The sequence below is a fragment of the Moraxella nasibovis genome (genome assembly GCF_029581575.1).
GTDB lineage: Bacteria > Pseudomonadota > Gammaproteobacteria > Pseudomonadales > Moraxellaceae > Moraxella > Moraxella nasibovis.
Genome location: NZ_CP089975.1, coordinates 1,140,054 through 1,166,743, shown reverse-complemented (window position 1 = coordinate 1,166,743; position 26,690 = coordinate 1,140,054). Strand labels below are relative to the sequence as shown.

General features: G+C 45.2%; 21 protein-coding genes and 1 pseudogene. 11 read left to right on the top strand and 11 right to left on the bottom strand.

Annotated elements, in window-relative coordinates; genetic code table 11:
- Positions 1 to 235 precede the first annotated feature (235 nt).
- The 3 genes from LU290_RS05620 (at position 236) to recD (ending at position 10,516) form a co-directional block, all read left to right on the top strand.
- Positions 236 to 4,330, top strand: coding sequence for an exodeoxyribonuclease V subunit gamma (locus tag LU290_RS05620; protein ID WP_277807640.1), 4,095 nt, complete (start codon positions 236 to 238; stop codon positions 4,328 to 4,330).
- Complete coding sequence (locus tag LU290_RS05615; RefSeq protein WP_277807639.1) at positions 4,327 to 8,286, top strand: UvrD-helicase domain-containing protein; 3,960 nt, start codon at positions 4,327 to 4,329, stop codon at positions 8,284 to 8,286. Before LU290_RS05620 ends, LU290_RS05615 begins: the two co-directional genes overlap by 4 nt.
- A 61-nt stretch (positions 8,287 to 8,347) precedes the next feature.
- Positions 8,348 to 10,516: an exodeoxyribonuclease V subunit alpha gene (gene recD / locus LU290_RS05610; protein ID WP_277807638.1), complete on the top strand. Its 2,169-nt coding sequence runs from the start codon at positions 8,348 to 8,350 to the stop codon at positions 10,514 to 10,516.
- 192 nt (positions 10,517 to 10,708) lie between these two features.
- On the opposite strand, the gene dusB is transcribed toward recD, so the two are convergent.
- The 7 genes and pseudogenes from dusB to alaS all read right to left on the bottom strand — a co-directional run bounded on the left by dusB (position 10,709) and on the right by alaS (position 17,433).
- Positions 10,709 to 11,692, bottom strand: coding sequence for a tRNA dihydrouridine synthase DusB (dusB, locus tag LU290_RS05605; RefSeq protein WP_277807637.1), 984 nt, complete (start codon positions 11,690 to 11,692; stop codon positions 10,709 to 10,711).
- A 73-nt stretch (positions 11,693 to 11,765) separates the two neighbouring features.
- Positions 11,766 to 11,921, bottom strand: a complete 156-nt coding sequence (gene rpmG, locus LU290_RS05600; RefSeq protein WP_078253122.1) for a 50S ribosomal protein L33 — start codon at positions 11,919 to 11,921, stop codon at positions 11,766 to 11,768.
- A 40-nt stretch (positions 11,922 to 11,961) separates the two neighbouring features.
- On the bottom strand, positions 11,962 to 12,198 hold the full coding sequence (gene rpmB / locus LU290_RS05595; protein WP_029102716.1) for a 50S ribosomal protein L28: 237 nt from the start codon (positions 12,196 to 12,198) through the stop codon (positions 11,962 to 11,964).
- A 274-nt stretch (positions 12,199 to 12,472) separates the two neighbouring features.
- Entirely contained in the window at positions 12,473 to 12,814 is a 342-nt protein-coding gene (locus LU290_RS05590; RefSeq protein WP_277807636.1) for a HopJ type III effector protein, read from the bottom strand.
- Between the two features lie 104 nt (positions 12,815 to 12,918).
- Positions 12,919 to 13,086, bottom strand: a pseudogene (csrA, locus tag LU290_RS05585) (carbon storage regulator CsrA); the annotation flags it as partial.
- A 151-nt stretch (positions 13,087 to 13,237) separates the two neighbouring features.
- A complete protein-coding gene (locus tag LU290_RS05580) occupies positions 13,238 to 14,524 on the bottom strand; it encodes an aspartate kinase (RefSeq protein WP_277807635.1) in 1,287 nt (428 codons plus the stop codon).
- 266 nt (positions 14,525 to 14,790) lie between these two features.
- Positions 14,791 to 17,433: an alanine--tRNA ligase gene (gene alaS, locus LU290_RS05575; RefSeq protein ID WP_277809565.1), complete on the bottom strand. Its 2,643-nt coding sequence runs from the start codon at positions 17,431 to 17,433 to the stop codon at positions 14,791 to 14,793.
- Between the two features lie 289 nt (positions 17,434 to 17,722).
- On the opposite strand from alaS, the gene LU290_RS05570 reads away from it, so the two are divergent.
- Positions 17,723 to 17,932, top strand: a complete 210-nt coding sequence (locus LU290_RS05570) for a hypothetical protein (RefSeq protein WP_277807634.1) — start codon at positions 17,723 to 17,725, stop codon at positions 17,930 to 17,932.
- 238 nt (positions 17,933 to 18,170) lie between these two features.
- On the opposite strand, the gene purB is transcribed toward LU290_RS05570, so the two are convergent.
- Complete coding sequence (purB, locus tag LU290_RS05565) at positions 18,171 to 19,559, bottom strand: adenylosuccinate lyase (RefSeq protein ID WP_277807633.1); 1,389 nt, start codon at positions 19,557 to 19,559, stop codon at positions 18,171 to 18,173.
- A gap of 208 nt (positions 19,560 to 19,767) precedes the next feature.
- Between purB and LU290_RS05560 the strand changes: the two genes are divergently transcribed.
- On the top strand, positions 19,768 to 20,190 hold the full coding sequence (locus LU290_RS05560) for a rhodanese-like domain-containing protein (RefSeq protein WP_277807632.1): 423 nt from the start codon (positions 19,768 to 19,770) through the stop codon (positions 20,188 to 20,190).
- 197 nt (positions 20,191 to 20,387) lie between these two features.
- Here the strand turns inward: LU290_RS05560 and LU290_RS05555 are convergent, their stop codons facing one another.
- Entirely contained in the window at positions 20,388 to 20,636 is a 249-nt protein-coding gene (locus LU290_RS05555; RefSeq protein ID WP_277807631.1) for a helix-turn-helix domain-containing protein, read from the bottom strand.
- A gap of 226 nt (positions 20,637 to 20,862) precedes the next feature.
- Between LU290_RS05555 and LU290_RS05550 the strand changes: the two genes are divergently transcribed.
- From LU290_RS05550 to LU290_RS05535, 4 genes are all read left to right on the top strand, one after another.
- The gene (locus LU290_RS05550; protein ID WP_277807630.1) at positions 20,863 to 21,747 is read left to right on the top strand and encodes a helix-turn-helix transcriptional regulator; all 885 of its coding nucleotides are present in this window, start codon (positions 20,863 to 20,865) and stop codon (positions 21,745 to 21,747) included.
- Between the two features lie 41 nt (positions 21,748 to 21,788).
- A complete protein-coding gene (locus LU290_RS05545; RefSeq protein WP_277807629.1) occupies positions 21,789 to 22,742 on the top strand; it encodes a hypothetical protein in 954 nt (317 codons plus the stop codon).
- Positions 22,743 to 22,817: 75 nt separating this feature from the next.
- The gene (locus LU290_RS05540) at positions 22,818 to 23,213 is read left to right on the top strand and encodes a hypothetical protein (RefSeq protein ID WP_277807628.1); all 396 of its coding nucleotides are present in this window, start codon (positions 22,818 to 22,820) and stop codon (positions 23,211 to 23,213) included.
- Complete coding sequence (locus tag LU290_RS05535; RefSeq protein ID WP_277807627.1) at positions 23,182 to 23,457, top strand: YkgJ family cysteine cluster protein; 276 nt, start codon at positions 23,182 to 23,184, stop codon at positions 23,455 to 23,457. The genes LU290_RS05540 and LU290_RS05535 overlap by 32 nt, the downstream gene beginning before the upstream one ends.
- Positions 23,458 to 23,474: 17 nt before the next feature.
- On the opposite strand, the gene mnmA is transcribed toward LU290_RS05535, so the two are convergent.
- Positions 23,475 to 24,593: a tRNA 2-thiouridine(34) synthase MnmA gene (gene mnmA, locus LU290_RS05530; protein WP_277807626.1), complete on the bottom strand. Its 1,119-nt coding sequence runs from the start codon at positions 24,591 to 24,593 to the stop codon at positions 23,475 to 23,477.
- Positions 24,594 to 24,681: 88 nt separating this feature from the next.
- A complete protein-coding gene (locus LU290_RS05525) occupies positions 24,682 to 25,248 on the bottom strand; it encodes a DUF2238 domain-containing protein (protein ID WP_277807625.1) in 567 nt (188 codons plus the stop codon).
- 83 nt (positions 25,249 to 25,331) lie between these two features.
- Between LU290_RS05525 and ispF the strand changes: the two genes are divergently transcribed.
- Both ispF and LU290_RS05515 read left to right on the top strand, forming a co-directional pair.
- Positions 25,332 to 25,811, top strand: coding sequence for a 2-C-methyl-D-erythritol 2,4-cyclodiphosphate synthase (ispF, locus tag LU290_RS05520; protein WP_277807624.1), 480 nt, complete (start codon positions 25,332 to 25,334; stop codon positions 25,809 to 25,811).
- Between the two features lie 227 nt (positions 25,812 to 26,038).
- On the top strand, positions 26,039 to 26,623 hold the full coding sequence (locus LU290_RS05515) for a cysteine hydrolase family protein (RefSeq protein ID WP_277807623.1): 585 nt from the start codon (positions 26,039 to 26,041) through the stop codon (positions 26,621 to 26,623).
- Positions 26,624 to 26,690 lie beyond the last annotated feature (67 nt).

The following is a 26,690-nucleotide window of genomic DNA, read 5'->3' as shown; positions in this document are numbered from 1 at the left end:
TAAACAATTTGGATAAATAAACGGTTAATTATAGCATTTTATGGCACAAAATTGGGCGGATTTTTAAGAATATTGCAAGGGTAATGGCGAAAAAAAGCCAAACAGCACCAACAAAAAAACGACCGTTTTTGGCAAATGGCTCACCGACAGCGAAAATCTGCCAGCAAAAGGGCGAATTTCCCATGGCAAAAACCGCCAAATCAAGGTACAATCTTAGCATTTTCTTTGATTTTTCATGGTCATGTTTCAAGTTATCCAATCAAACGACACGAATGTCTTGCTTGATGAGCTGATTGCTCAGTATCGTAGCCGACAAGCCAGTGGAGGCGGGCTTGGCGAGCAGGTTTTTGAGCCTTTTACGGTGATTGTGCCATCCATGGTGCTTGCCGATTGGGTCAAAAAATCTGTCGCCCAAAAGCTCGGTATCAGCACGCTATTTACCGCCCAGTTTTGGGGGCAATATCAATGGCAAATGATCCAAACGGTGCTGCAAGTCGATGCCAAGCATTATCCCAATACCGCCCTACAAGTGCCAGAAGTGGCGATGCTGTCAGCGTCTGTGATGCGGTGGCGGTTGTTTGGATTTTTATGGCAAGAAGTTAAGCAAAACTTAACAATAATACAAGGGGATGACACACACCCTTTGCATGATTTGTACCGTTCTTTGTATGATGATAACAGCCAAAGCGTGCCAGAGCATCGCCTATGGCAAGTGGCGGCAGAAATCTCTGGCGTCTATGTGAGGTATCTGACGCACCGCCCCGAATGGCTACACGCTTGGACGCATGATTTACCATTGGCGGTGAGCGTTGAACAAATGCTACAAGATAAGGCAAAATTTGCCGATGAATATGGCAATACCGACAGCACGCCAGATTGGCTGATTGAGCAATATGTCAATGTGGAAAAACTGCTCAGATTCTTATGGCATAGGCTGTTTGCCATGCCGTATGCTTACCGAGAATCCTTAGAGGAGCGGTTTTGGGCGGTGCTGGACGGCAGGCGTGGCGAAGTGGTGCAAGCTGCCGCAAAGGCTGCCTTGCCACAAAAATTATACTTATTTACCGTCCAACAAATTCCCCAAATTGAGCTGCTGTTTTTAAAACATTTGTCCGTGCATTTGGACATTGTGCTGTTTCACGCCAATCCGTCCAAGATGTTTTGGGCGGACATCGTGGATAAAAATTGGCTGGCGACCCAGACCATCATTCGCCCAGACAGCATTTATCTAAAAGATTATGGGCATTCTTTATTATCAAGGCTGGCTAAAGAATCTCGAGAAACTTTTGCGATGCTTGTGGATATGTCTGGGGGCGAGTTTTATTATGAAAAAACGCTTAACCAAGACGGCATTAACAGCCATTATGCTGCTCATTCACAGGCAGGACATTGGGCGGAGGTGCCGATGGATTGGCGTGTGGATTGGCAGGATAAATTTGTGCCAAGTGCGTCCGATACGCTACTTGGTCAGCTTAAAAACGACATTTTGATGCTGGATGAAGGGCGTGCCGAGTCGTTTTTGACGCAGGATATTTTGCAGATTTTACAGGACAAAAAAGCCAAATCTAGCCTGATTTTAAATGAAGGATTGGGCGAGGCTTTTGATAATGATTTAAGTAAGCCAAGCGATGACAATTTGCTCAAGCTATCGCCCGCACCGCTTGCCAGTATCAGCATTCACGCCTGCCACAGTCTAAAAAGACAGCTTGAGCTGGCTCGTGTGATGATTGCTCGTTATTTGAACGAATTGAGCGATGATGGCAGGGTGCGACAGCTGTCTGATGTGGTGGTGTATGTGCCAGACATTGAGCTTGCCAAGCCGATGATTCAGGCGGTGTTTGATGATGGCGTGGGGGCGGACGGTTTAAGATTGCCTGCCAAAATCACAGGGACGACCAACCCAAAAATTGACGAGCTGATGCAGGCGATTTTGGGATTTTATCGGCTGCTTGGCGAAAAAGACGCACGCTTTTATCAGACCGATGTGTTTGAGTGGCTGCTAAATCCAATGCTGTACCAAAGTTTTGGGCTAGACTTTGATGAGATGAGCCGAGCCTGTGAGCTGCTTGAGCTGGCAGGCTTTAAGCGTGGTTTTGATGCGATGCATTTGGCACAGACTTTAAGCGAGTTTGACACCGATTATCGCTACAGCTTTGCCTATGCCTTAGATCGGATTGTCGCAGGGCTTGTTACGCCTGATGTCAATGGCTCGCCCACGGCGTTGTTTTATCCGTTTGACTGGCAAGATTCTGCCTTTGGTGAGGCGGTATTGCCTTTGGGCGTGGTTACTTTGGCGGATCAAAAAATCGTGACGGTGCTCTGCCAAATCTATGCGGCACTCTCGTCCGTGCGTGGGCAATACAGCACCGCAAAGCCAATAGAATACTGGCTTTGCGCCATTGAAAACGACATCATCGCCAAGTATTTTGGTCATCTACAGCAGACGGCAGAGTTGCGTGCGATTTTTGAGGCAAAAAACCGCATTGCCGCCAGTATCCGTGCCAACCGCTCGCCCAGCACCGAGCCAAATCAGCCAAACGCCAAGCCATTGACCGAGATGGTGCTAAGTTTGCAGTTTGTGCTGGAGAGTATCGCAAGTCAGCTGTCGGCTCAAGCGGTGAGTGCTGAGCCTGCCCAAGTGATTACTTTTGCTCGCTTTGGGGCGTTAAGGAGCATTCCGTTTGCGCTGACGATCATGCTTGAGATGAACTTGTCCGAATTTCCCCGCCAAGATAAAAACGCACGACTGGATTTGATGCGAGCAGGGCTAAGACGGCGTGGCGACCGCCTGAATGAAGATGATGACAATGGGGCGTTTTTGGATGCGATTTTGTGCAGTCGTGATGCGTGTGCGATTTTTTATACGGCGGTGGCAAAAGACGGTGTTACTGAGTTATTGCCTGCTGCCCCTGTGAGCGAATTGTTAGAATTTTTTAAGGGCAATGTGCTGTGGCGTGATGTGTCTGCGTCCGCCAGCGAAAATGCCGTCGTGCAAGCGATGCCAATGCTTGTGGAGCGGTATTTATTGACACAGCATTTGCCGACTGGGTTTGACGAAGGGCTGTTTTATAAACAGGACAATCAGCTTGCCAAACACAGCGATGATGATCCTTTGGTGGAAATGCTGCGTGAAAAAATTGACCGATACAAGCAAACTCAGCAGCTGTATCTGCCACCGCCACCGTTATGGCAAGCGGTGCGTGCGGTGCTGGATGCTGGCACGGATGAGCGATGTGCGGTGGTGGATTTACCAAGCGATCACGACTATGCCAAGCTTGCCAAGCTGCTAAAAAATCCGTCAGCACCAACGGTCAGCGACACTTTGGCTCATCATCAAGTGGTTGTGCCGACTTTATTAAAATTGAGCGATGTTTATCAAGCCTTTAAATCACCTGCCAAGCACTTTTTGCGTGGCAAGATTCTGCTGATTGGCGAGCAAGACGAATCGCTGAGCGATGAGCCGTTGGCACTGGACGGTCTGGGTAATTATCAAGTGTTTGATGCCATCATCAAGTCCAATGTTTTGGGCGACTCGTCCGTGCCCTTGACTGATGATTTACAAAAACTTTGGTACAGCACGCAGCTGCCAGCAGGGGCGATGCGGTTTGATGTGCTGGACGAAAAGCGAGCGGAATTTGCCGAGCAAGTGGCGGATTTTTGGCAATTTTTGCAAGCAGAAGACAGATTCGATGGTGCGATTTTCACTCAAAAAAACGCTTTAAATTATCTTAATCCGTGCGATGAAAAGCTATTTACGATAATGATTGGCGGTCAAGCGGTGGATATTCAGACGGCTTTGCCAACAGGCGATGGGGCGTATTGGCTGAGCATTTTGCCAAATAAGGCACGAGAGTCGCACCAGTTTCGTTGTTGGTTACAGCATTTGGCGTGGCAAGTGGTGCGTAAGACCGATGATGCCGATGTGCAGGCAGGTAGGGGCGGTAGTTTTTGGCGGTTTTTTGACCATGCGATTTTGTATTGTCCGTCCATCACGCAGGCAAAAGCCGAACAAATGCTTGGCAGGTTTGTCATCACGGCACTGATGATGGAAAAATTTGCCATACCGCTCACGCCAAAAAATTCGCTGATCTATGCACGGCTTGACGATGAAATCAAGGCAAATCCTGATGGCGAAGAATTTGCCAAAGCGTTCAAGGAATGGACTTCGCCAACAGACTATCAAGGCGTGCATGATGACAATCCTTTGCACGAAAGTTGGCAGTTAATCGTGCCAGAAAATGCTCGTTTTGATGCGTTAAAACAGGCGTTATTTTTGGTAGATATTTTATACAGTGATTTTAATAAAACCGAATTGATCAAACAAAAATGAACACAGAAAACAGCATACAGCCTACTGGCATTGCCGCTTTGGATTGCTCATTGCAGGGTGGTTATTTGATTGAAGCGTCGGCTGGCACAGGCAAAACTTGGACGCTGACAGGCGTGATTTTACGACTGTTGGTGGAGCAAAAATATCCGCCAGAACGCATTGTCGCCACGACTTTTACACGAGCTGCCGCCGCCGAAATGCAAGAGCGAATCAATCAGCGGTTGCAGGCGTTTTATGCGTGTATTCGCTGGTTTAAATCCTGCCAGCTGACTTATCCTGCGTGGTTTTTGGACGATTTGGATGAGCATTTGCCAACCATCACAGAGCAGGCAAAATCGGCAGGTGTTGATGCGTCCGATCCGATTCATCAGCATTTGTTAAAGGTGCTTGCCTGCGATGAAAGGGCGTTGGACGAAGCGATTTATCGCACGGGGCTACTTTTGACGACTTTGGATAAGCTGTTTGTCGGTACGCTAGACAGCCTGACCCAAAAATGGCTCAAAGAGTTCGCCGCGCAAATCGGCTATCAGCCTGATGCGGAGCTACTAAGCGGTGCTGATGAGCAAACCCTGTCTCTAATCCACGACAAAATCCGCAGTAGTGAAGTAGAGCTTAAAAATCATCAGCCAAAATTATACGCTTTGATTAAATCGGCAGGCGTGGATTGGATTTTTCGTGATGCGGCAAAAGTCAAAGATAGCATTAACGAGCCTTTGCAATTTTTTACCGCACCGATTGACGAGCTGGACGGTTTTTCATCGCTTGATGGGATGATGGCAGAGCTTGGCAAGATTGAAGGGGTTTTGCACGACTTTGCCAATATGGATTTACAGCCGTTTGCTGAATTTATGCACACGCCGATTGATGAGCTGTATGATCAGGGCTTTAATAAGAACAGCTCCAGACTTTTATTAGCAGGATTGTCAAAACTTGCCGATTTGACGGCGTTGGTGCGTGAAACAGGCGTGTTTTTTCATCAGTATTTGACCAAAGAGCATCAAGATTTACTAAAAAAAGTCGCTGAACTAGACGAAGAAAAATTAGAAAAACTGTTCAAAAAAAGCTGTGATGTTGGCTTAAAAGAACGCTTTATCAGCTTGCCTTTTGATGAGATTGACAGCCTAAATGCTGTGATGGTTGGGCTTGAAAGGTTGGTGGCTGGCTATCAGCAAAGCCTGCTGACGCAAATCGCCCACATTGTCCGTACACGCCTAGGCGAAGTGCTAGAAACGCAGCACAAGACCACTTTTACGCTCCAGATGGTGCGACTGACGAGTGCTTTGGCGAGCAATCCTGCCCTAGCACGGCACATTCGCCATCATTATCCTGTGGCACTCATTGACGAGTCGCAGGACATCAACGGCTTGCAGGTACAGCTGATTGAGCAGGTGTATCTGTCGCCTTTGCGTGAGTATCAGCTTGAAAAAAAGCGATTTGATGAGATTGGTGGCGATAAACCTAAGTCGCCCAAAGGGTTTTTGCTACTCGTGGGCGATCCCAAACAGGCAATTTATCGCTTTCGTGGGGGCGATGTTGCCAATTATAATCTGGTCAAAAATTACGGCAAAAAAGCGCTTGGTCAGCCGATTTTAAATAGCTCATTGGTGCTTGATGTCAATCGGCGCTCCAATCGTGCGTTGATTGATTCCTTAAATATTTGGTTTACGGATAATGGCTTGGCAGGCGTGCAAAATCACGCACATTTAGGCGAAGGCATTTGCTATCAGCAGATTAAAGCCTTTGAAGAAACACAAAGATTGTCTTGGCAAAATACGCCATCGACGCAGAGCTTTGTAGGCGAGCGTCCTGTGGCGGTGCTGCACAGCGATTATGCCGCCAAAGCTGATTTGCCTTTTAATGTTGCCTTGCATATCAATAGCCTACTACAAAGCGGTCAGACTTTGGACGGCAGACCCATTCGCCCAAGCGATATTGCCGTGCTTGCCGCCACCAAAAAAGAGCTGGAAGCCGTCCAGCAGAGCCTAGAAGTACTAGGCATTCAGGCAGTGTCCGCTGATGATGTCAATGTGTTTGCCACACAAGCAGGGCAAGATATTTATGCACTACTTACGGCAGTGCTTGAGCCTGCTCGCTCGGCGGTGATGGGCAGGTGGCTGACATCGCCGATGATGGGGCTTAGCCTACGCCAAAGCCAAACAGTGCAAGGCTTAACAGACGACACGCAAACTGATGGCATGCTGACGGACGGCATTTGGTCGGGGCTTGATAAGCTGGCTGTTTTGACTTATTTGCGAGTGCTGCGAGAAAAATGGCAACAATACGGCTTGGCATCGGCACTCAATTATGCCTTTACGCATTCGCCTTTAAATTTTATCCAAAAACAGCACAAGCCTACCGAAACAAGCAATCTTGCCAGCGAAAATCTGTGGCTGGTATCGGCACGGCTTGGCGAGCGGTATCTTGCCGATGTTTGGCAACTGGTGGAGCTTGTTGGACAAAAATCACTGTGGCAAGAACAAACAATCATCGCTTGGTACGAAAAAATGATGGCAAGCGATGGCAAAGATGTTGATGAAATGTACAAACGCCAAACCCTGCCTAGTGAAACTGGCGTCAATCTGATGACGATTCATAAGTCTAAGGGGCTAGAATTTCCCATCGTCTATGTGCTGAGTATGGATAAGGCGATTACAGAAGAAAAGCAGAGCTTTTATCCGTACAGTGATGATGATTATCATCGCAGATTGTCGCCTGTGCCGTCTGGCGAGCGTGAATTTGCCAAGCTCAATCACGCCGAATCGGTCGATGAACGCCGAAGATTGGGTTATGTGGCATTGACTCGTGCGTCCGAGCAGATTTTTGTGGTGGTGTGCGATGGTGCGGACAAAAAGGGCATTGATCATAAGCCGATTCATCAGTGGTTTGATCATTTTGACAAAGAGCTTGCCTTGCCTGAGCGTCTGACTGGCGTGGTGGATTGGATCAAGCTTGATCAGCTTGATGATTTGATTGATGAGCCTTATGGCGACGAAACTGCCCAAAAAGAGCCGATCATTTATCCAAAGTGGCAGCAGATTTTGCCAAAAACTTATTTTAACGGCGTATATCAGACGAGCTTTACCGCTTTGGTGGCAAAACTTGACAAAGCATCGCAAGCTCTTGCTGTGATGGAGGCGGATTATTATCAGCTGACACAAGATGATGAAAGCGAGCAGGCGACCGCCATCAGCGATGATGTGCGAGCGACTTTTATGCGTGGGCGATTTGCAGGCGATTTTTTGCACAAAGTGCTAGAAACCGCCCAAACGCCTGACGATCTCGGCCGTGCCATTGATGAGCAGGTGAAATTTTTGGGTTTACCAGCACAGTATGCCAGCAGTGGCGTGCGTCAATATCTGCTCAAGACGGCAGGACAAGCAGATACGGCGGACGAACATCAGGCGATGATTGACTGGCTGTCGTGCGTGATGCGAACGCCATTTTTGGCATCAAACACGGCTTTGGTGGATTTGCCCAAGTCGGTGCAGGTGCGAGAATTGGGCTTTGTACTGGGATTAAATGACACATTTAGTTTAGAAAAACTTAACGAAATCTTCGCCAAGTACAGCGACAAACCGCTCATTTTAGACGATGATGATGCCAAGTATCGCTATTTGCGTGGCGAGATTGATTTGGTCTATGAAAAGGTCGGCAAGTTTTTTGTGGTGGATTATAAGTCCAATCATCTGGGCAATTTGCCAAGCAGTTATGACACGCCAAGCCTTGAAAAAGCGATGGCAAAAGCAGGCTACTGGCTACAAGCAGCGATTTACCAAGTCGCCATTCATCGCCTGTTAAAGGTGCGTTTGGCAGATTATCAAGGTAATGAAGAGCGGTATTTGGGGGCGGTGGAATATGTGTTTTTGCGTGGCGTGTGCGATGATGATGTGACATTAGGACGCATCACTTGGCAAGTGCCGATTGCATTAGTTTTGGCACTTGATGAGATTTTTTAGGGTTAAGTGATTGATTTTATTTATAAATTTAACATTGTAAAACAAATAAACGGATAAAAAAATGACGACAGCGACCGCCATCAGCGACTATTTATTAAACCGAGTGGCAGACAATGCCCAGTGGTATCACGCCAAAGGTGCTTTGCAGAGTGAATTTATTCAGTCCAAAAAACACGCCGTGCTGTTTGAGCTGTTTTTTGCGATTTTGACGCAGGCGTTGGGCGATGGACATACGGTTTTGACCATCAGTCAGACTGCCGATGACGAGCTGGCAAAGAGCTTTTCTGTGGACAGACCTGCTTGGCAAGCCAATCTTGTAACGCAGGCGGTGCGGATTTTGAATGAGCCTTTTGTGCGTACCAAAGCATCTGTGATGGGGCATTCTCTTGGTAATCACGGCGAGAGCGAGCAAAGTTTTGAGCCGTTTGATTTTTTAGATATGATAAACAGTTTTGGCGATTTTAAACTGGATAATGCCACGCTTGCAAATCTGCTCAACACCCACAAACAGCGATACACGCTTGCTCTACAAAATCACGCACGCACGCTCAAGGCAGGCGAGCTTGATGAGCTGTTGTCGCTATTTGTCTGTACGGTGCGTGCGTGCTTTATATTGACGACATCTTGCCATAGCCTTGATGAATTGGCAGAATTTTTGGCAAGGGCGGTGTATTTTGGCAAGGCGGACGCATTTGGCGAGCAGTTGGGCGATGGAGAAAAGCCTTATCCTGCCATCAATCCGCCGATTATTTATCATAAAAATTGCCATAAAAACTGCCAAGATGGTCAAGCGGACAGCATTTCGCTGTGGCTAAATCGTGCCTATCGTGCCGAGTTTGAGCTGATGAATCACATTCGCCGTCTGTCGGCGGGGGTGGTTACGCCATTTTCGCTTGAGCGGTTGTCGGATTTGTTAAACCCTGAACAAAGGGCGGCGGTTGCTTTGGTGGCAAAGCAAGCCTTCGGCATCATCACAGGTGGGCCGGGGACGGGCAAGACTTTTACGGTGGCACAGATTGTACTTGCGATGACGGCAGGTGGGCAAAATATCCGTCTGGCGTTGTCAGCACCGACTGGCAAGGCAGCACAGCGAATGAGCGAGTCTTTGCAAGCGGCGCTAGAAGGGCAGGTGGCGATGAGTTTGCCAGAGCCGAAGACCATTCATCGCTTGCTTGGCATTGGGGCGGCAGGTTTGCCACGCCATAACGAACAAAATCCTTTGCCTTATGATGTCATCATCGTGGATGAAGCGTCTATGCTGGGCGTGGAGCTGGCGTGTCAGCTACTCTCGGCGGTGCGCACTGGCACACGGCTGATTTTACTGGGTGATGCCAATCAGCTTGCGGCGGTGGATGCTGGGGCAGTGCTGTCGGATCTGTGTGCGATGCCGTCTTTGGCAGATCATCAGGTACAGCTTGTGCAATCTCGCCGTTTTGATGAGCATTCTGGCGTGGGCAGGCTGGCACGCTTGATCCAAGATGAGATGGCACAAGCAGATACCGCCAATCATCAGACCGACCAGACGGTTTTTGAGCTGATCGCTCGCCAAGACGATGTGCGATTCATACCGACCAACAGCGTGCCTTATGATGAGATTTTTGTGGCTTATGAGCGGTATTTTGCCTTGACCAAGCGGTATCATCGCACTTTTGCTGCTCTTGATTTGGCTGGGCAAAATGACGCACTGGCTCAGATGATGGACGCTTTGGGTCAGTATCGGATTTTGTGTGCGTCGCATCAAGGGGTGTTTGGCGACCTTGCCATCAATGCCCAAATCAGCCAGCACCATCGCACGCTGTTAAACCTGCCAGCGTCGGCGGTGTGGTATCACGGTCGTGTCGTGATGATTACCAAAAACCGCTATGATTTGGGGCTGTTTAATGGCGATGTCGGCATTTGTGTGCGGACGCAAGCAGGCTTGATGGTGTATTTTGAAGGCAGGGAAAATCAAGCGGTGTCGGTGGCAATGCTTGATGAACAGGTGGCGACGACCGCCTATGCCATCACAGTGCATAAATCACAAGGCTCAGAATGGCAGACGGTGGCGATCGTATTTGATGGCACAAGTGAGCGTCTGCTATCCAAAGAGCTGATTTATACTGCCGTTACTCGTGCCAAAAAACAGGTGCATATTTATAGCGATAATGACTCGCTACTACACGCCATCAGCACGCCGACAGTCAGACAAACAGGTCTGCAACTGGTGGAAAACATTGCGATAAATGGTTGATTTTGTTTGGTTTTTTAAATTTTGTAAGGTGGTGGAGATTAGGGTAGTTGATACCCATCAATAATGATTGCAATGGAAAATAGTGGGTTGTAAATCTTTAAGAATAACTGATGGTTTTTAAAGTCAAATTGCCATAAAACCACCAAAATCAATATGTAATTACAAAGACATTACTTTGTCATTACAAAATCATCACGCCACCAAAAAATTCTCCACCGCCCTAAATTGCTCGGCGGTCGTTTCGCACGCATACATCGCATCACGAAAAGCGTTGGAATTCGGCAAACCGCCTGTGTACCACGCAATGTGTTTGCGAGCGATTCGACACCCTGAATATTCGCCATAAAAGCGGTACAGCTCGTCCAAATGCCCAAGCACAATCTGGCGAAGTTCATCAATCGTTGGCGGAGCAAGCAGCTTACCTGTCTTGGCAAAATGAGCAATGTCCCTAAAAATCCACGGCTGACCCTGAGCCGCTCGCCCAATCATAACCGCATCTGCTCCTGTTTCGGCTTGCACTTGCAGGGCTTTTTGGGGGCTGTCGATGTCGCCATTAGCAATCACAGGAATGCTGACGCTTTGTTTGACTTGTTTGATGAGTTCGTAGCGAGCCTTGCCTGTATAAAAATCTTCTCTGGTTCGACCGTGAATGGCGATGGCTTTGATGCCAGCTTGTTCGGCGATTTTGGCTATTTTTAGGATATTTTCTTGACCGTTGGCAAAGCCGAGCCGAGTTTTTAGTGTGACTGGCACATCAACCGCATTGACGGCGGTGTCAAGCAGGCGTTTGACCAAATCTTCATCTTGCAATAGGGCAGAACCTGCCAGTTTTTTGCACACTTTTTTGGCAGGACAGCCCATGTTGATGTCCACGATTTGAGCACCGTTATCCACTTGAAAGCGAGCGGCATCGGCAAGTTTATCAGGTTCGGCCCCAGCGATTTGGGCAGAAATCGGTGCAATCTCGCCATCAAAATTGGCACGATACAGCGACTTTTTGCGAGCGTACAAGGCGGTGTCGGCGATGATCATCTCGCTGACGGCGTGTCCTGCCCCAAACGATTTCGCTAGGCGACGAAAAGGGTTGTCGGTAACGCCTGCCATTGGGGCGACGATGAGCCGATTGGCGATGGTGTGATTGCCGATTTTTAAGGGGGTGAGTAGGGGGTGAGTCATGAGCGTGCGTCAATAGAATGAATGAGAAAAAAGACCACCAATGGGGCGGTCTTTTTGTTCGCAAAGTGCAAAATTATTTGATTTTTGCTTCTTTGAATAGTACATGTTGGCGAACTTTTGGATCAAATTTTTTGATTTCCATTTTGCCAGGCATGGTGCGCTTGTTCTTAGTAGTGGTGTAGAAATAACCAGTACCAGCGGTAGAAACTAGTTTAATTTTATCTCTCATTGTCGTATCCTTAAAAATCGTCTAAGTGAAAAATCTATGATTAGATTTTTTGACCTTGTGCACGCAGATCAGCAAGAACTTTGTCGATGCCGTGCTTGTCGATGATACGCATACCTTTAGATGATACACGAAGGCGTACGAAACGGTTTTCTGACTCTACCCAAAAACGATGGTTGTGTAGGTTTGGCAAGAAACGACGACGAGTTTTGTTGTTGGCGTGTGATACATTGTTACCCACTAGTGGGCGCTTTCCAGTCACTTGACATACGCGAGACATGGTGAACTCCTAATAAAACATGGCACGGATATTGAGCGGTATCGGGTGTGCCGTTTGGGCAAGGTGTCTTAAAAATGGTATGGACATGACACAAATTTGACCAAACTTTTCAAGTTGCACCATTCTTTTTTGTTGTTAAAGGCGACAACAAGCAAGAAATGGCAGAAAAATTAAAGCCCAAATTATACAAGAAATTTGACCAAATATCAAGCAAATTTTTATAAAATGGGCAAATTATCATGACAATCTGCAAAGACCATCACAAATCAGGCAATCAGCGTGGCGACAAGGCGTTTTTTGCCATGTGAAAACCCTGCCATCCGTAGTGCATGAAATTGCGAATGTTGGCATGGTCTGTGCCATTTGGCGTGGCAAGCACCGAATGATAATGCTCGGCAAATAGCTTTAAGGTGTCCAGCTGATTTAAGCCGTGTAGTTTGGCAAGGCTAAATACTTTGGCAGAGCCTTCATTGATGCCAGCAGGATTGACCACTTCGCCATTATGAAATTCGGTGGGCGTATAGCTGTGGTGGCTGTCAATGAAGCTGATCACATCGGCAAATTTTAATGCACCTGTTTCAATGCCATTGAGCAAAGCGGAGATTTGACTAGTCATATTTTTTCCTAAAAATCAATGAATTAGCGATTGAAATAATCGTCATCATCAAACGATGGTGGGGCGAAGTTGCCTTGTTCAAGATGGCTCATGTGCGCCTGCATTGAGCGTTCGTGCTGAATGCGCTGATAGATTTCTTCACGATGCACAGCAATGTCTTTTGGGGCATTGACACCGAGGCGCACTTGATTGCCTTTGACACCAAGTACGGTGACACTGACTTCATCGCCAATCATTAAAGTTTCGCCGACACGACGGGTAAGGATTAACATAATCGCTCCTTGCACTAAATTTAAAAACACAATTAAAAAATAAATACCCAAGCCATTATTATAAAACGGCTTGGGTGATTTGTCAGTAGGTTTTAGAATGAGTTATGTAAATTTTTTGTATTGAAAATTTACAAGATTGAAAATGACAGGGTTACAGACCCGCCACTTTACTCTCGCCATCTTCACGATCCAGACCAAAGGCGGTGTGCAGTGACTTGACTGCTTTTTCTAGGTGCTGCTCTTGGATCAGCACTGAGACCTTGATTTCTGAGGTTGAGATCATTTGTAGGTTGATGTTTTCAGAGGCAAGCGTTTCAAACATCTTACTTGCCACGCCTGCGTGCGAACGCATACCCACACCCACGATTGAGACTTTCACGACTTGATCATTGCCGATGATTTGGGTGGCGCCGATGTCGTCTTTGACTTTTTCGTTTAGGATTTTTAGGGCTTTGTCATAGTCGCCACGAGGCACAGTGAAGCTAAAATCGGTCACGCCATTTTCTGCGATGTTTTGGATGATCATGTCCACTTCGATGTTTGCTGCACCGATGGGGCTTAAAATGGCAGAGGCAATGCCTGGGCGGTCTGGTACGCCAAGTAGGGCAATTTTGGCTTCATCACGGTTAAAGGCAATGCCTGAGATTACAGCGCGTTCCATATCATCTCCTTCATCAACGGTAATCAAAGTACCGACATTTTGTTTAAATTCTTCATCAAAAGCACCATCAGTGCCTTCATCAAAACTTGACAGTACGCGTAGTGGTACTTTGTATTTGCCGGCAAATTCCACCGAGCGGATTTGTAGGACTTTTGAGCCAAGCGATGCCATTTCTAGCATTTCTTCAAAAGTGATTTTTGACAATTTTTTGGCTTTTGAGGTGACGCGTGGGTCGGTGGTATAAACGCCGTCCACATCAGTATAAATCTGGCATTCGTCTGCACCGATGGCAGCAGCGATGGCAACGCCTGTGGTGTCTGAGCCGCCACGACCCAGTGTGGTTAAGTCGTTGTGTTTATTGACGCCTTGGAAACCTGCCACGATGATCACTTTGCCGTCTGCCAGCTCGCTCTTTAAGTTGTCAGCGTCAATATGCTCAATGCGTGCTTTGGTGTGGGTTTCGTCGGTTTTAATGGCGACTTGTCTGCCTGTCATCGATTTGGCATCGACACCCAAATCTTTTAGAGCCATGGCAAGTAGAGCGATAGAAACCTGCTCGCCTGTTGCGACCATTTGGTCGTATTCTCGTGGATCTGGGTCGTTCGAGATTTCACGAGCCAAACCGATCAGTCGGTTGGTCTCACCGCTCATCGCCGACACCACAACCACCACCTGATGACCGTGATCGTGCCAACGCTTGACACGGGCTGCGACATTTTTGATACGGCTGGTATTACCCATTGAAGTGCCGCCGTATTTTTGTACGATTAACGCCATTGTGTTTACCTTTTGTTCAAAAAATGGTAGAAAACCCAAAGGTTATGAATGATTGACAGATTATAACCCAATTTATTGTTAAAATAAACTGATAAATTGATTATAAAAATTTATGAATAACCCAACATTTAGGATGAACTGACTTAGTTGGGCTTAATGCGCTATCATTGCTAGGTTGCAATGTGCTGTATTGCAATGACAATCTCCATCAAGCCCAAGGTGATTGTACAATCATTTCAATGACCTTTGCACAATCACCCACTGCATCAGTTCAATTTATCAGTCAAATCGCCTTTAAGTGCGGTCATTGCTTGCTCCAAACCTGCCGCATTGTTTGCACCGCCTTGGGCAAAATCAGGCTTACCGCCACCTTTGCCGTCCAGTGCTTCACAAAGCTGTTTGATGATGTCGCCTGCTTTGACTTTGCCAGTCAGCTCTTTGCTGACGCTTGCGGTTAGGGCGACTTTGCCGTCTGAGACGCTTGCTAGCACCGCCACGCCATTGTGTAGCTTAGATTTGACATCATCCGCCAGACCACGCAGGGCTTTGCCATCAAGATTATCCACTTTGGCGATCAGCACAGGCACGCCACCAATCTGCTCAACCTTATCCATCAGCGATTTGGCTTCTAGGCTGGCAAGTTTTTGGCTAAGCTGTTCTAGCTGTTTTTCTAGCTCTCGCTGTTTGTCCGATAGGCTGTTGATGCGTGGTAGGATTTCGCCACGCTTGGCTTTAAGGTTATTTGCCAAAGTAGAGAGCGTCTGTTCGCCTGCTTGGATATAACGCAAAGCACCCAAACCAGTCAAGGCTTCAATGCGACGCACGCCAGCTGCGATACCGCTTTCGGAGACGATTTTGAAAATACCGATGTCGCCAGTACGCAGCACATGGATACCACCGCATAGCTCAATGGAGAAAGCAGACTTGTCGGCATTTTCGCCCATTGTCAGCACACGCACGGTTTCGCCATATTTTTCGCCAAACAGTGCCATTGCACCTTTTTTCATCGCTTCATCAATCGGCAAATATTCGATTTGGACGGTGCTGTTTTTTTGGATTTGTTCATTGACGATTTTTTCGACCAATGCCAAGTCTTCGTTGCTGATTGGGTTGTCGTGCGAGAAGTCAAAACGCAGCATTTCTGATGAAACGAGCGAGCCTTTTTGGGCAACGCCAGTGCCCAGCACCGAGCGAAGAGCGGCGTGTAGCAAGTGCGTTGCTGAGTGGTTTTTTGACGATGCTTTACGAATGTCGTCAATCACTTGGGCGGCGGCTGTTTGATTGGTGCTGAGCTGACCCATCTTGACCGTGCCGTGATGAATGATGGCGGTGCCAGATTTTTTGGTGTCTTCTACGGCAAACACGCCTGATTCGGTGCTGATCTCGCCAAGCTCGCCCACTTGACCGCCACCTTCGGCATAAAATGGCGTGGCGGCCAGCACGATTACGCCTTGATCGCCTTCATTTAGGACTTCTACCGCCTTGCCATCTTGGTACAGACCGACGATGTGCGTGTCAGCGGTCAAGGTGTCATAGCCTAAAAATTCGGTCGGTGTTTCTACTTTGATTGCGGCGGTATAATCCACATCAAATTTACCAGCATCTCTTGCACGCTCTCTTTGGGCTTGCATGTGCGTTTCAAAGCCAGCTTCATCAATATCAATCTCTCGTTCACGGGCGATGTCAGCGGTCAAATCAGTTGGGAAACCATAAGTGTCGTACAGTTTAAAGACGGTTTCGCCATCTAGGGTTGCACCTGTTGTCAGCTTATCCAGCTCGCCCGATAGCAGACGCAAGCCCTGTGCTAAAGTCTTGGCAAATTGTTCTTCTTCTTTTTGGATAACCGCTTGGATTTCGGCTTGTTTTTCGACCAATTGCGGATAAGCGTTGCCCATTTCTTTGACCAAAGCAGGGACGACTTTATAGAAAAAGCTGTCGGTCGCACCCAGTTTGTTGCCGTGTCGCACCGCACGGCGAATGATACGGCGTAGCACATAGCCACGACCTTCGTTACTTGGACGCACGCCATCGGCAATCAGGAACGATACCGCACGAATGTGGTCGGCGACGACTTTGAATGACGGCTCGTAGGTGCTAGGCACGCCAATCACTCGGGCGGCAGCGTCCATCAGATTGACAAATAGGTCGGTTTCGTAGTTGCCATATTTGCCTTGCATGACCGAGCTGATACGCTCAAGACCCATGCCTGTATCCACAGATGGCTTTGGTAGTGGCTCTAGCGTACCGTCTTTTTGGCGGTTAAACTGCATAAATACGCAGTTCCAAACTTCCACATAGCGATCGCCATCTTCTTCGGGCGTGCCTGGCAGACCGCCCCACAGATGATCGCCATAATCATAAAAAATCTCCGAGCAAGGACCGCAAGGACCTGTGTCGCCCATCGCCCAGAAGTTGTCCGATTCGTATTGTTTGCCTTTATCGCCAATGCGGATAATGCGATCAGCAGGCAGACCGATTTCTTGGTGCCAAATGTCAAACGCTTCATCATCGGTGTGATAAACCGTCACATACAGGCGTTCTTTTGGCAGGGCAAGCCACTCTTCTGAAGTCAAAAACTCCCACGCAAATTTGAGTGCGTCTTTTTTGAAATAATCGCCAAAGCTAAAGTTGCCCAACATTTCAAAAAAAGTATGATGGCGAGCGGTGTAGCCGACATTGTCAAGGTCGTTGTGCTTACCGCCTGCACGCACGCATTTTTGGGAGCTGACGGCACGGTTGTAGTCTCGTTTTTCTAGACCCAAAAAAGTGTCCTTGAACTGGTTCATGCCCGCATTGGTAAATAGCAAGGTTGGGTCATTGTGTGGAATTAGGCTAGATGAGGCGACTGGCGTGTGATTTTTGCTGACAAAAAAATCAATAAACGCTTGACGCACTTCGTTAAGTTGCATTGTTTTCATAAAAAATCCTGTGCCAAATCATACCAGCCGCCAAGTATTACGGATGGTGCATAAAAGTGGGCAAATTGGGTTTGTCAAATTTTACAAACTTTGATTGCCAAAACACTTAATTCTAGCATAAAAGCGCACAATTAAAAATAATTTTAAAGAAAAACTTGCAGTTTTCAGGGGATTTTTTATGCGATTTTTCAAGATTTTAAAAACCTTAAAAAAATTATGGAATTTTTTAAATAAGTGGTGTATATTAAAGCTAATTTCCACAATGATAATGGGGGTTTGTATGAATTTGCCTTTATTCAGTGCCATGTTTTCGATTGCTTTTACGGTGATCATTGGCGTATTGATGGTCATCGCATTTGTGACGGGTTTTGATAAAGCGATGCACATCATCGCTGCCATCGTGGTCGGTGCTGTCATTGCCTTGCCAGTGGCACTGACCGTCACCAAAAAAATCAGCCGACTGACAGGCGGACCGAACAAAGCACCTTGATTGGCGATGTAAGTTTTAAGCTGTGTAGAGCGGGCTTAACCTATCTTTTTTGCATAACTCATTTAATTTGTTGGGTTTTGCAAGCTTAAGCCCAACCTACGGCATCACATCATTATATGGTAATTTTTCCATTTGTTTGGTATATTTTGGATTAAACCAGCCAAAAAAATCCCACCAAAACCAAAAAAATTGGCAAACCACACAGGATTTGCCAATTTTTATTCAGTTTATCAAACAATTATTTTAAATAATCTTTCAATTTTTTCGCCTGCTCATTGGCGTTACCAATATAAGTCGCTGGCGTCAATTCCGCCAAACGCTCACGGTCGGTCGCTGGCACGGCAGTCAGCTCATCGCCATTGACAAAATTCACCATCATCTCACGAGTCATGGCTTGTCCACGAGTGAGAGCCTTTAATTTTTCGTATGGCTTTTCAACATTGTAGCGACGCATCACAGTTTGGATGGGCTCGGCAAGCACTTCTTGAGCATTGTCCAAATCTTCCGCCAAACGCTGTTCATTTAATTCTAGCTTACCAATGCCTTTTAGGCAGGCTTCAAAAGCAATCAAACTTTGAGCAAAACCAACACCCATATTACGCAGTACCGTAGAGTCAGTCAAATCACGCTGCCAGCGGCTAATCGGCAATTTTTCGCCCAAATGTGCCAGAACGCTATTGGCAATACCTAAATTACCTTCGGAATTTTCAAAATCAATCGGATTGACCTTGTGTGGCATGGTTGATGAACCAACTTCACCTTCTTTTAATTTTTGTTTGAAATAGCCTAGCGAAATGTAGCCCCAAACATCACGGTTAAAGTCAATCAAAATCGTATTATAACGGCGCAAGGCGTCAAACAGCTCCGCCATATAATCGTGCGGCTCGATCTGCGTGGTGTACGGGTTAAAGGTCAAGCCTAAGCTCTCAACAAAACTTTGTGAGTGTTTCGCCCAGTCAATGCTTGGGTAAGCCGACAAATGAGCGTTGTAGTTACCCACCGCACCGTTGATTTTGCCAAGCAGCTCCACAGTGTTAAACTGTTTGATTTGGCGGTGCAGACGATAAGCGACATTCGCCATTTCCTTGCCCAAAGTGGTCGGGCTTGCCGTTTGACCGTGCGTGCGAGACAGCATTGGCACATCGGCGTATTTGTCAGCCAAATCAGCAATGTTATCAATGATTTGTTGCATTGACTGAGTCAAAATATCACGACCAGATTTTAGCATTAGGGCGTGCGATAGGTTGTTGATGTCTTCTGATGTGCAAGCAAAATGAATAAATTCGCCAGCGTTTTTTAACTCGTCAATGTCGGCGATTTGTTCTTTTAGGAAATATTCTACCGCCTTAACATCGTGGTTGGTGGTGCGTTCGATTTCCTTGATGCGTTCGGCATTTTCAAGTGAAAAATTGTCAATGATGGCATCTAGGCGAGCGTTGGTCTCGGTAGAAAATGGTTGAATTTCGCTAATATCGGCGTGATTGGCAAGAGCTTGTAGCCAGCGAATTTCTACGGTCACGCGTGCGTGCATCAAGCCAAATTCTGACAAATAAGGACGCAAGGCATCACACTTAGACGCATAGCGACCGTCAAGGGGGGATAGGGCGGTGAGTTGGTTTAAAGACATTTTTAAAATCCTTAAAAAATGATGAGAATTATGATTGAATTATAACAAATTTTGTATTTTTTTTCAGCTTTTATTTTTACTGTGATTAGGAATTATAGATGTTTATCAAATAAAAATGTGGATTTTTGAAGAATGCTTTTAATGATAAATATTTAAATCCACTCTTAATTAGGAATCAAAGTATGATGTAGCCAGATAGTTTAGTGCGTTGTCAAAATATGTGTTTTATATTATATTAGAAAAACTTAATATAAGATTTAAGCAAAGCATGATAAAGAAATTACTTTTCTTTGTATTGTGTGCAATGGCGACAACAGCTTGTGCTGAGCAAACTTCCCCGCAAAAAACAAGCGTGCAAACGGTGCAGGCAAATGAGCAGGGTATTTGGATTGATGTTCGCACAGCCGATGAATACAATAATGGACATTTGCCACAGGCAGTCAATATCACGCATACGCAGATTGCCGAGCAAATCAGTCAAATTGCACCTGATAAAAATCAGGCGATTCATTTGTATTGCCAATCAGGTCGTCGTGCAGAAATTGCTCGTAATGTGTTATTAGAAATGAGGTATGATAATGTAACCAATCATGGTGGCTATGCTGATGTGTTAAAAAATCAAGCAAAATAATCAAGTGACTCTAAGTAAAAAAACACCATTACTAAAAATGGTGTTTTTTTGTTTATCCGTGAATAAAACTAAAAAAGTACAAATCGTGTCAAGTTTGGATTATTTACAATTAAAAATCGTTAAAAATACCCAAAAATTTCTCATTTTAAATCAATTAAGATGACACAACCTGTCAAATCAACTTGTTAAAATAACAATTATGAAGCGGTTTGATGATTAAAAATGATTTGTAAACCAAGCATAGGCTCAATGCCTAAGGCTTGGCAATACCATACAAATTCCACCACATCAAGACGGCGATCGCCTTCTTCAACGCGTTGTACAAAGGAGTGTGGTCGCCCCAATCGTTCGGCAAGCTGTCGCATGGTGAGATTTTGCTCCAAGCGTTTTTCTCTGAGCCAACTGCGTACGGCAATTATTTCTGGGCTGTAAATGCTTTTTGTCATTGCATATATTTACGATAAATTGACAAATTACCTAAAATGAGTACAATGGCTTTTAATTTTTTTTGTACCTTTATTGAGTACATTTTTAGTAAAATCGTCAAAAGTCAGCTTGTATTTGCTGTGTGATTGTGCTGATATGGTCTTTAAATGAAATCAACAAAATTGACATTTTTCATTCAATCTGTCGCAAGGTGGATTGATTGTCAGTCAGCGACAAGGATTTATTATGAGCAAATCAATGCACGAAAAATTGGCATATCGTTTGGCGGATATGCTGACCATGCTTAATATGGGCAATGTGTTAGATGTGGGCGAGCTTGCCGAAAAATATCAGGTCAGTCGCCGTACGATTATGCGAGATATTGATGAGCGATTGGCGTTTTTGCCTTTGGAAAAAGAGCAGGGCAAATATCGGCTAAGTAGCAGTTATTTAGGGAAGTTGGATTTTAAGGACATTCGGGCGTTTGCTCAGATTTCGGGGATTGCCAAGCTGTATCCCAATTTGGACACTTCTTTTTTGCGAGAGATTTTGGACGAACGCACTGCACAGGTTTATTCGGTCAAGGGCTACACTTTTGAAGATGCCAGTATGTTTGGCGAGCTGATGAGCTGTATTAAGCAGGCGATTGGCGAGAAAAGGCAGCTTAGATTTTTTTATAAAGACGGTGAACGGGTGGTTGATCCTTATCAGATTGTGCATCATCGTGGCTGCTGGTATTTGGCGGCGGTCAAAAATGACGAGTTAAAAGCCTATCGTCTAAGCCGTATGAGTGATGTGATGCTAAGCGATAAGTCGTTTGAACCGAATACGACAATCAGTGAAAAAATCGCCAATAGTGAGAGTATTTGGTTTGGCAAGGATAAAATCGAGGTGATTTTAAAGGTCAAATCGGCCGTGGCATCGCATTTTTTGAGTCGGTCATTGTTGCCAGAGCAGCAGCTGATTAAAGAATTGGAGCAGGGCGATTTGTTGCTGTCGAGCAAGGTGGTCAGCCCAATGCAGATTTTGCCCTTAGTGCGATATTGGATACCCAATATCAGCATTGTCAGCCCTGAGGGGTGGCAAGGGGAGCTTGAAGACGGATTGCGGGCGTATCTGTCTGAGGGATAGTTTTTTTATCGTCTGAATTTTTATTTGTAAAGGAGGCTATTATGCCATTACCGTTTATTATTGGTGCAGCAGTTCTTGCTGCGGCTGGTGTGGGTGTTGCTGCTGGTTTATCAGCAAAAGAAAGATGGGAAAAAGCTGAGAGTATTGCAAAGAGGGCAACTCGAAGATATGATAAGTCAAAAGATGAGTTTACTGCATTAGCAGAAGCTGTACAATTAGAGTTTGAAAAACTTGGGCAAACGAAGATTGATATTTTCCATAACCAAATTACACACATTGTGGAGATATTGAGTAAAGTATCTAATAAGTCAGTAAGCTCTCAAGTTCAGGGTTTTGAGAATACTTTGACAGCAGATGACTTAAAACAGTTACAACATGATTTAAAAGAGCTAGATGCTCTTGAAGTAACAGGAGAAGCAGGGACAGGATTAATGGCGGGAGCCTTAGCAGGTTTTGGTGCATATGGTACTGTTGGTGCTTTGGCTGCAGCAAGTACAGGTACTGCGATTAGTAGTCTGGCTGGGGCTGCTGCTACGAATGCAACACTTGCTTGGTTAGGTGGAGGTTCTTTAGCTGCAGGTGGTTTAGGTATAGCTGGTGGTGCTGCTGTATTAGGTGGTATTATTGCAGCTCCAGCGATTTTAGTAGCTGGTGTATTCATGGAAAGTAAAGCATCAGAAGCTTTAACAGAAGCTGAAGAGTATGCTGCTACAGTAGATATTGAAATTGGCAAGATTAAGCAGGCTATGGCTGTATTAGAAGCTATTCAGCTGAATGCTCAAGAAATGCAAAATACCCTAGATGAGTTAATCTTACGCTTTGAAAAAGTAAAAGTACATGATTCAACAAATGAGGTTAAATTCCAGCAAATGCTGATGATTGGTAAAGCATTAAAAGAAGCTTTACATACACCATTGGTTAATAACTCTGGTGAAGCTGAATTAGGTATTAGTGTAAAATGTTCAGGTCTGTTGGAAGCAACACGCAATATCTAATTAATTGACAGTACTAAACAAGCACTTATCTTGAGATTAATATGAGTGCTTGTCTGTATGCAAGGAGATAGTAATATGAGTAAAAAAATACCAATACCAACAGGTGGACCTTCTGATATAGTAAAGTCTATTGAATTGATTTCAGGATCAATAGAAAGGTACAAGACTGTTCAAGAGCAGGAAAAGACTAAAAGAGAAGCTATTCGTGCATATAGAGATGTAGAATTAGGCAAATTACAAGCTCAGAAAGAGAATTTTCAAAAATATATTGAAGCTGTTTTTAAGGAAAGAAGTAATAATTTTGATGAATTTTTTAAAAGACTAGATACGGCTATTGAGACAGGGGATATGCAATTAGCTAATCTTGTAATGACAGGTATAGTTAATCAAATACAATCATCTCCATTGCAAGGCATAAAAGAAATAATGATGCAAGCCAATGATTCCGACTGCAAACATATCGACTTTTGAGCCGTTTCCCTGCACAGCTTGTGGCAAATGTTGTCGCCAAGTCCACAAAAGTGACCAAACGGCTTTTTTGGACAGAGGCGATGGCATTTGTCGCCATTTTGATGCTGCAACAAATCTATGTAGGATTTATGATAATCGTCCACTCGTATGTCGAGTGGAGGATTATTATAAAACCTATCTATCGTCAGAATATACTTGGGAAGAATTTATCCGCTTAAATTTAGAGTGGTGTGAAAAGCTGTGATTAGATGTTGATACTTATCACTCTACCTTCGCATTACACCAATCAATCACGCCCCCACCCAAACAAATCTCGCCATCATAAAACACCACCGATTGCCCCAAAGTTACCGCCCGTTGTGGCTCATCAAAAACCACTCGAACTTTGTCGCCATCGTGATAGAAGGTGCAAGACTGGTCGGGCTGGCGGTAGCGGGTTTTGGCGGTGAGCTTCGTGCCGTTTGCAGGTGGATTAACCACCCAGTCAAGCTTATAAGCTGTCAATTCACGGCTCATCAGATAGGGATGCTCATGCCCCTGACCGACAATCAGGCGGTTGTTTTCTAAGTCTTTATGCAGCACAAACCACGGCGCCTCATCACGACCAGACACACCACCAATGCCGATGCCACCCCGTTGTCCGATGGTGTAGTACATCAGACCATCGTGCGTGCCGATTTTTATGCCATCATCGGTGTAGATGTCGCCTTTTTGGGCGGGTAGGTAGGTCTGCAAAAAGTCTTTAAACTTGCGTTCGCCAATAAAGCAAATGCCCGTACTGTCCTTTTTCTTAGCGGTGGCAAGTCCGTATTTTTCGGCAATGGCACGCACCTGTGGTTTTTCTAATTCGCCCACAGGAAATAGCGTTTTGGCGATTTTATCTCCGCCCACAGCGTGCAAAAAATAGCTCTGGTCTTTGTTGTTATCCAGTCCACGCAGTAAATTTGCCTTGCCATCAATGTCCGTCCCACGCCGTGCATAATGCCCTGTGGCGATAAAATCTGCCCCTAAGCCAAACTTAGGATTGGTGGCATAATCCAAAAATGCACGGAATTTGACTTCTTTATTGCACAAAATATCAGGGTTTGGCGTACGACCTGCGCGGTATTCGTCCAAAAAATGCTCAAAGACATTGTCCCAATATTCAGCACTAAAATTGGCGGTGTGCAAATGTATGCCTAATTTATCCGCCACCGCCTGTGCGTCTGCCAAGTCTTCCAAAGCGGTGCAGTATTCGGTGCCGTCGTCCTCTTCCCAGTTTTTCATAAAGAGACCTTCGACTTCATAGCCCTGCTCTAAAAGTAGGGCGGCAGTAACCGATGAATCCACACCGCCAGACATTCCGACGATGACTTTGGTATTTGAATTTGGGTTTGTCATAATTATTCTCTATAAAATTTGTCAAATTGTGGGGCTAAATCCTAATAATTCAAGTCTTTTTAGGATAAATAAGACTTGTGATGACCGCTCACATTAACGCAAGCCCCATGTCTTTATGAGCGTCCCACATATCGCCTTGTTGTCCATTATAGTTTTCGGCATCTTGCTCGGATAAGGTGATGGCAAGCCCCCATTCAAAGAGTTCATACAGCATACTGCTTGCCATATTAACCATTAGCACAATAAAAATCAGCTGGCGATGGCTATTTTGTTTAAAAGAATGTTTAATCAAATCATAAATCAGCGGATATAAAAACAACCCATAACCAAAATGCACCACTCTATCATACATATTTCTATTAAAATTAAAAGTCTCGCTAATAGAAATGCCGAACATCGCCATAGACCAATCATCATAAGGCACATAAGAATACGACCATTTTGCCCCAAAAATATGCAATAATAAAAACACCGTCATTGCATATAGGCTTGTTGTGCTTATTTTATGTTTGCTAAATAAATACACCATCGGCACAATTAAGACAATCGTACCAAATTGGTGTAATAAATAACTTTGCCAATATAAAGGTTTAATGCTGGCAAAGGTAATGGCAAGGCTTAAAATAATTAGTGTATAAATTAGGTGTTTTTGCATTGAAAGCACCACAGAAATGAAACGATTATATCATTTTTAGGTAAAAATGTGTTAAAATACAAAGTTTATTTTAGGAAAATTCTATGCTAAAAATCGGTCAGGGTCTTGATGTTCACAGTTTTACCACAGGCGATTTTGTCACGCTTGGCGGTATTCAAATTCCGCACACACACGGCATTAAAGCCCATTCGGACGGCGATGTACTGCTGCACGCTTTGATGGATGCACTTTTAGGGGCGCTTGCCTTAGGCGATATTGGCATGCATTTTCCTGATACGGATGAGCGGTGGCGTGGGGCGGACAGCAAACAGATGCTAAAATCTGTCAATTCATTAATAAAATCAAAAGGTTATACGCTAATCAATGCCGATATGACCCTGATTTGTGAATCGCCCAAACTTGCTCCGCATAATCTGGCAATGCGTGAATGCATCGCTGATATTTTGGGTGTGGGCGTGGATTGTGTGAGCATTAAGGCGACCACCAACGAAAAAATGGGCTATTTGGGGCGTGGCGAAGGGATTTTTGCCAGTAGCGTGGTACTGTTGCAAAAGGTGGATTGATTTTATTGATAAAAAATCCAAAAATTAGCCAAGTTGTAAGGTGTGTAATACGCACCTTATAGATTATGATTAAACTTCCTGCAAAACTGGGTTTTTCGTTCGCCCTGAGCTAGGTCGAAGGGTGGTGGAAAACCGTTAAGTTTCCCAAGCTCACCACGAACGGTTTTCCTTATTTTTGAGTTTTGCAGGAAGTTTATTATTTTTAAAATTGTTTTAATGGGAAATTTATGATTGACAAAAACACCGCTTTACTTTTAATTGATTTGCAAATCGGTTTTGACAATCACGCCCATTGGGGCGGCAATAGAAACAATCCAAATTGCGAACAGGTTTGTTTAAACTTATTAACAAAATGGCGTACATTTAATTTACCTATTTTTCACATTCAGCACAATTCTACCGACACAAACTCGCCATTACACCCCAATCAAATTGGTAATGACTTTAAACCTTTAACCGCTCCGATAAATGACGAAATCATTATTGGCAAAACGGTGAATTCCGCCTTTATCGGCACACATTTGGAACACGAATTAAAAGTTCGTGGTATTAACACGCTGGTCATTGTCGGCTTGACCACCAATCATTGCGTTTCTACCACCGCCCGAATGGCAGGCAATTTGGGCTTTACCGTCTTTGTGGTGGCGGACGGGACGGCAACTTTTGATAGGGTAGGTTTTGACGGCACACATTATGACAGCGAAACGGTGCACAGGGTCAGCCTTGCCAATTTACACGGGGAATTTGCGACTGTTTTGATGAGCGATGAGCTGTTGGCGAATAAATTTTGGCAAGCAAATTTAACAAAATAATGGCAACCAACACTTGAAATTTTGCGATTTTTCCCCCAATTTGTGTTAAAATACCCCAATTTCCCCA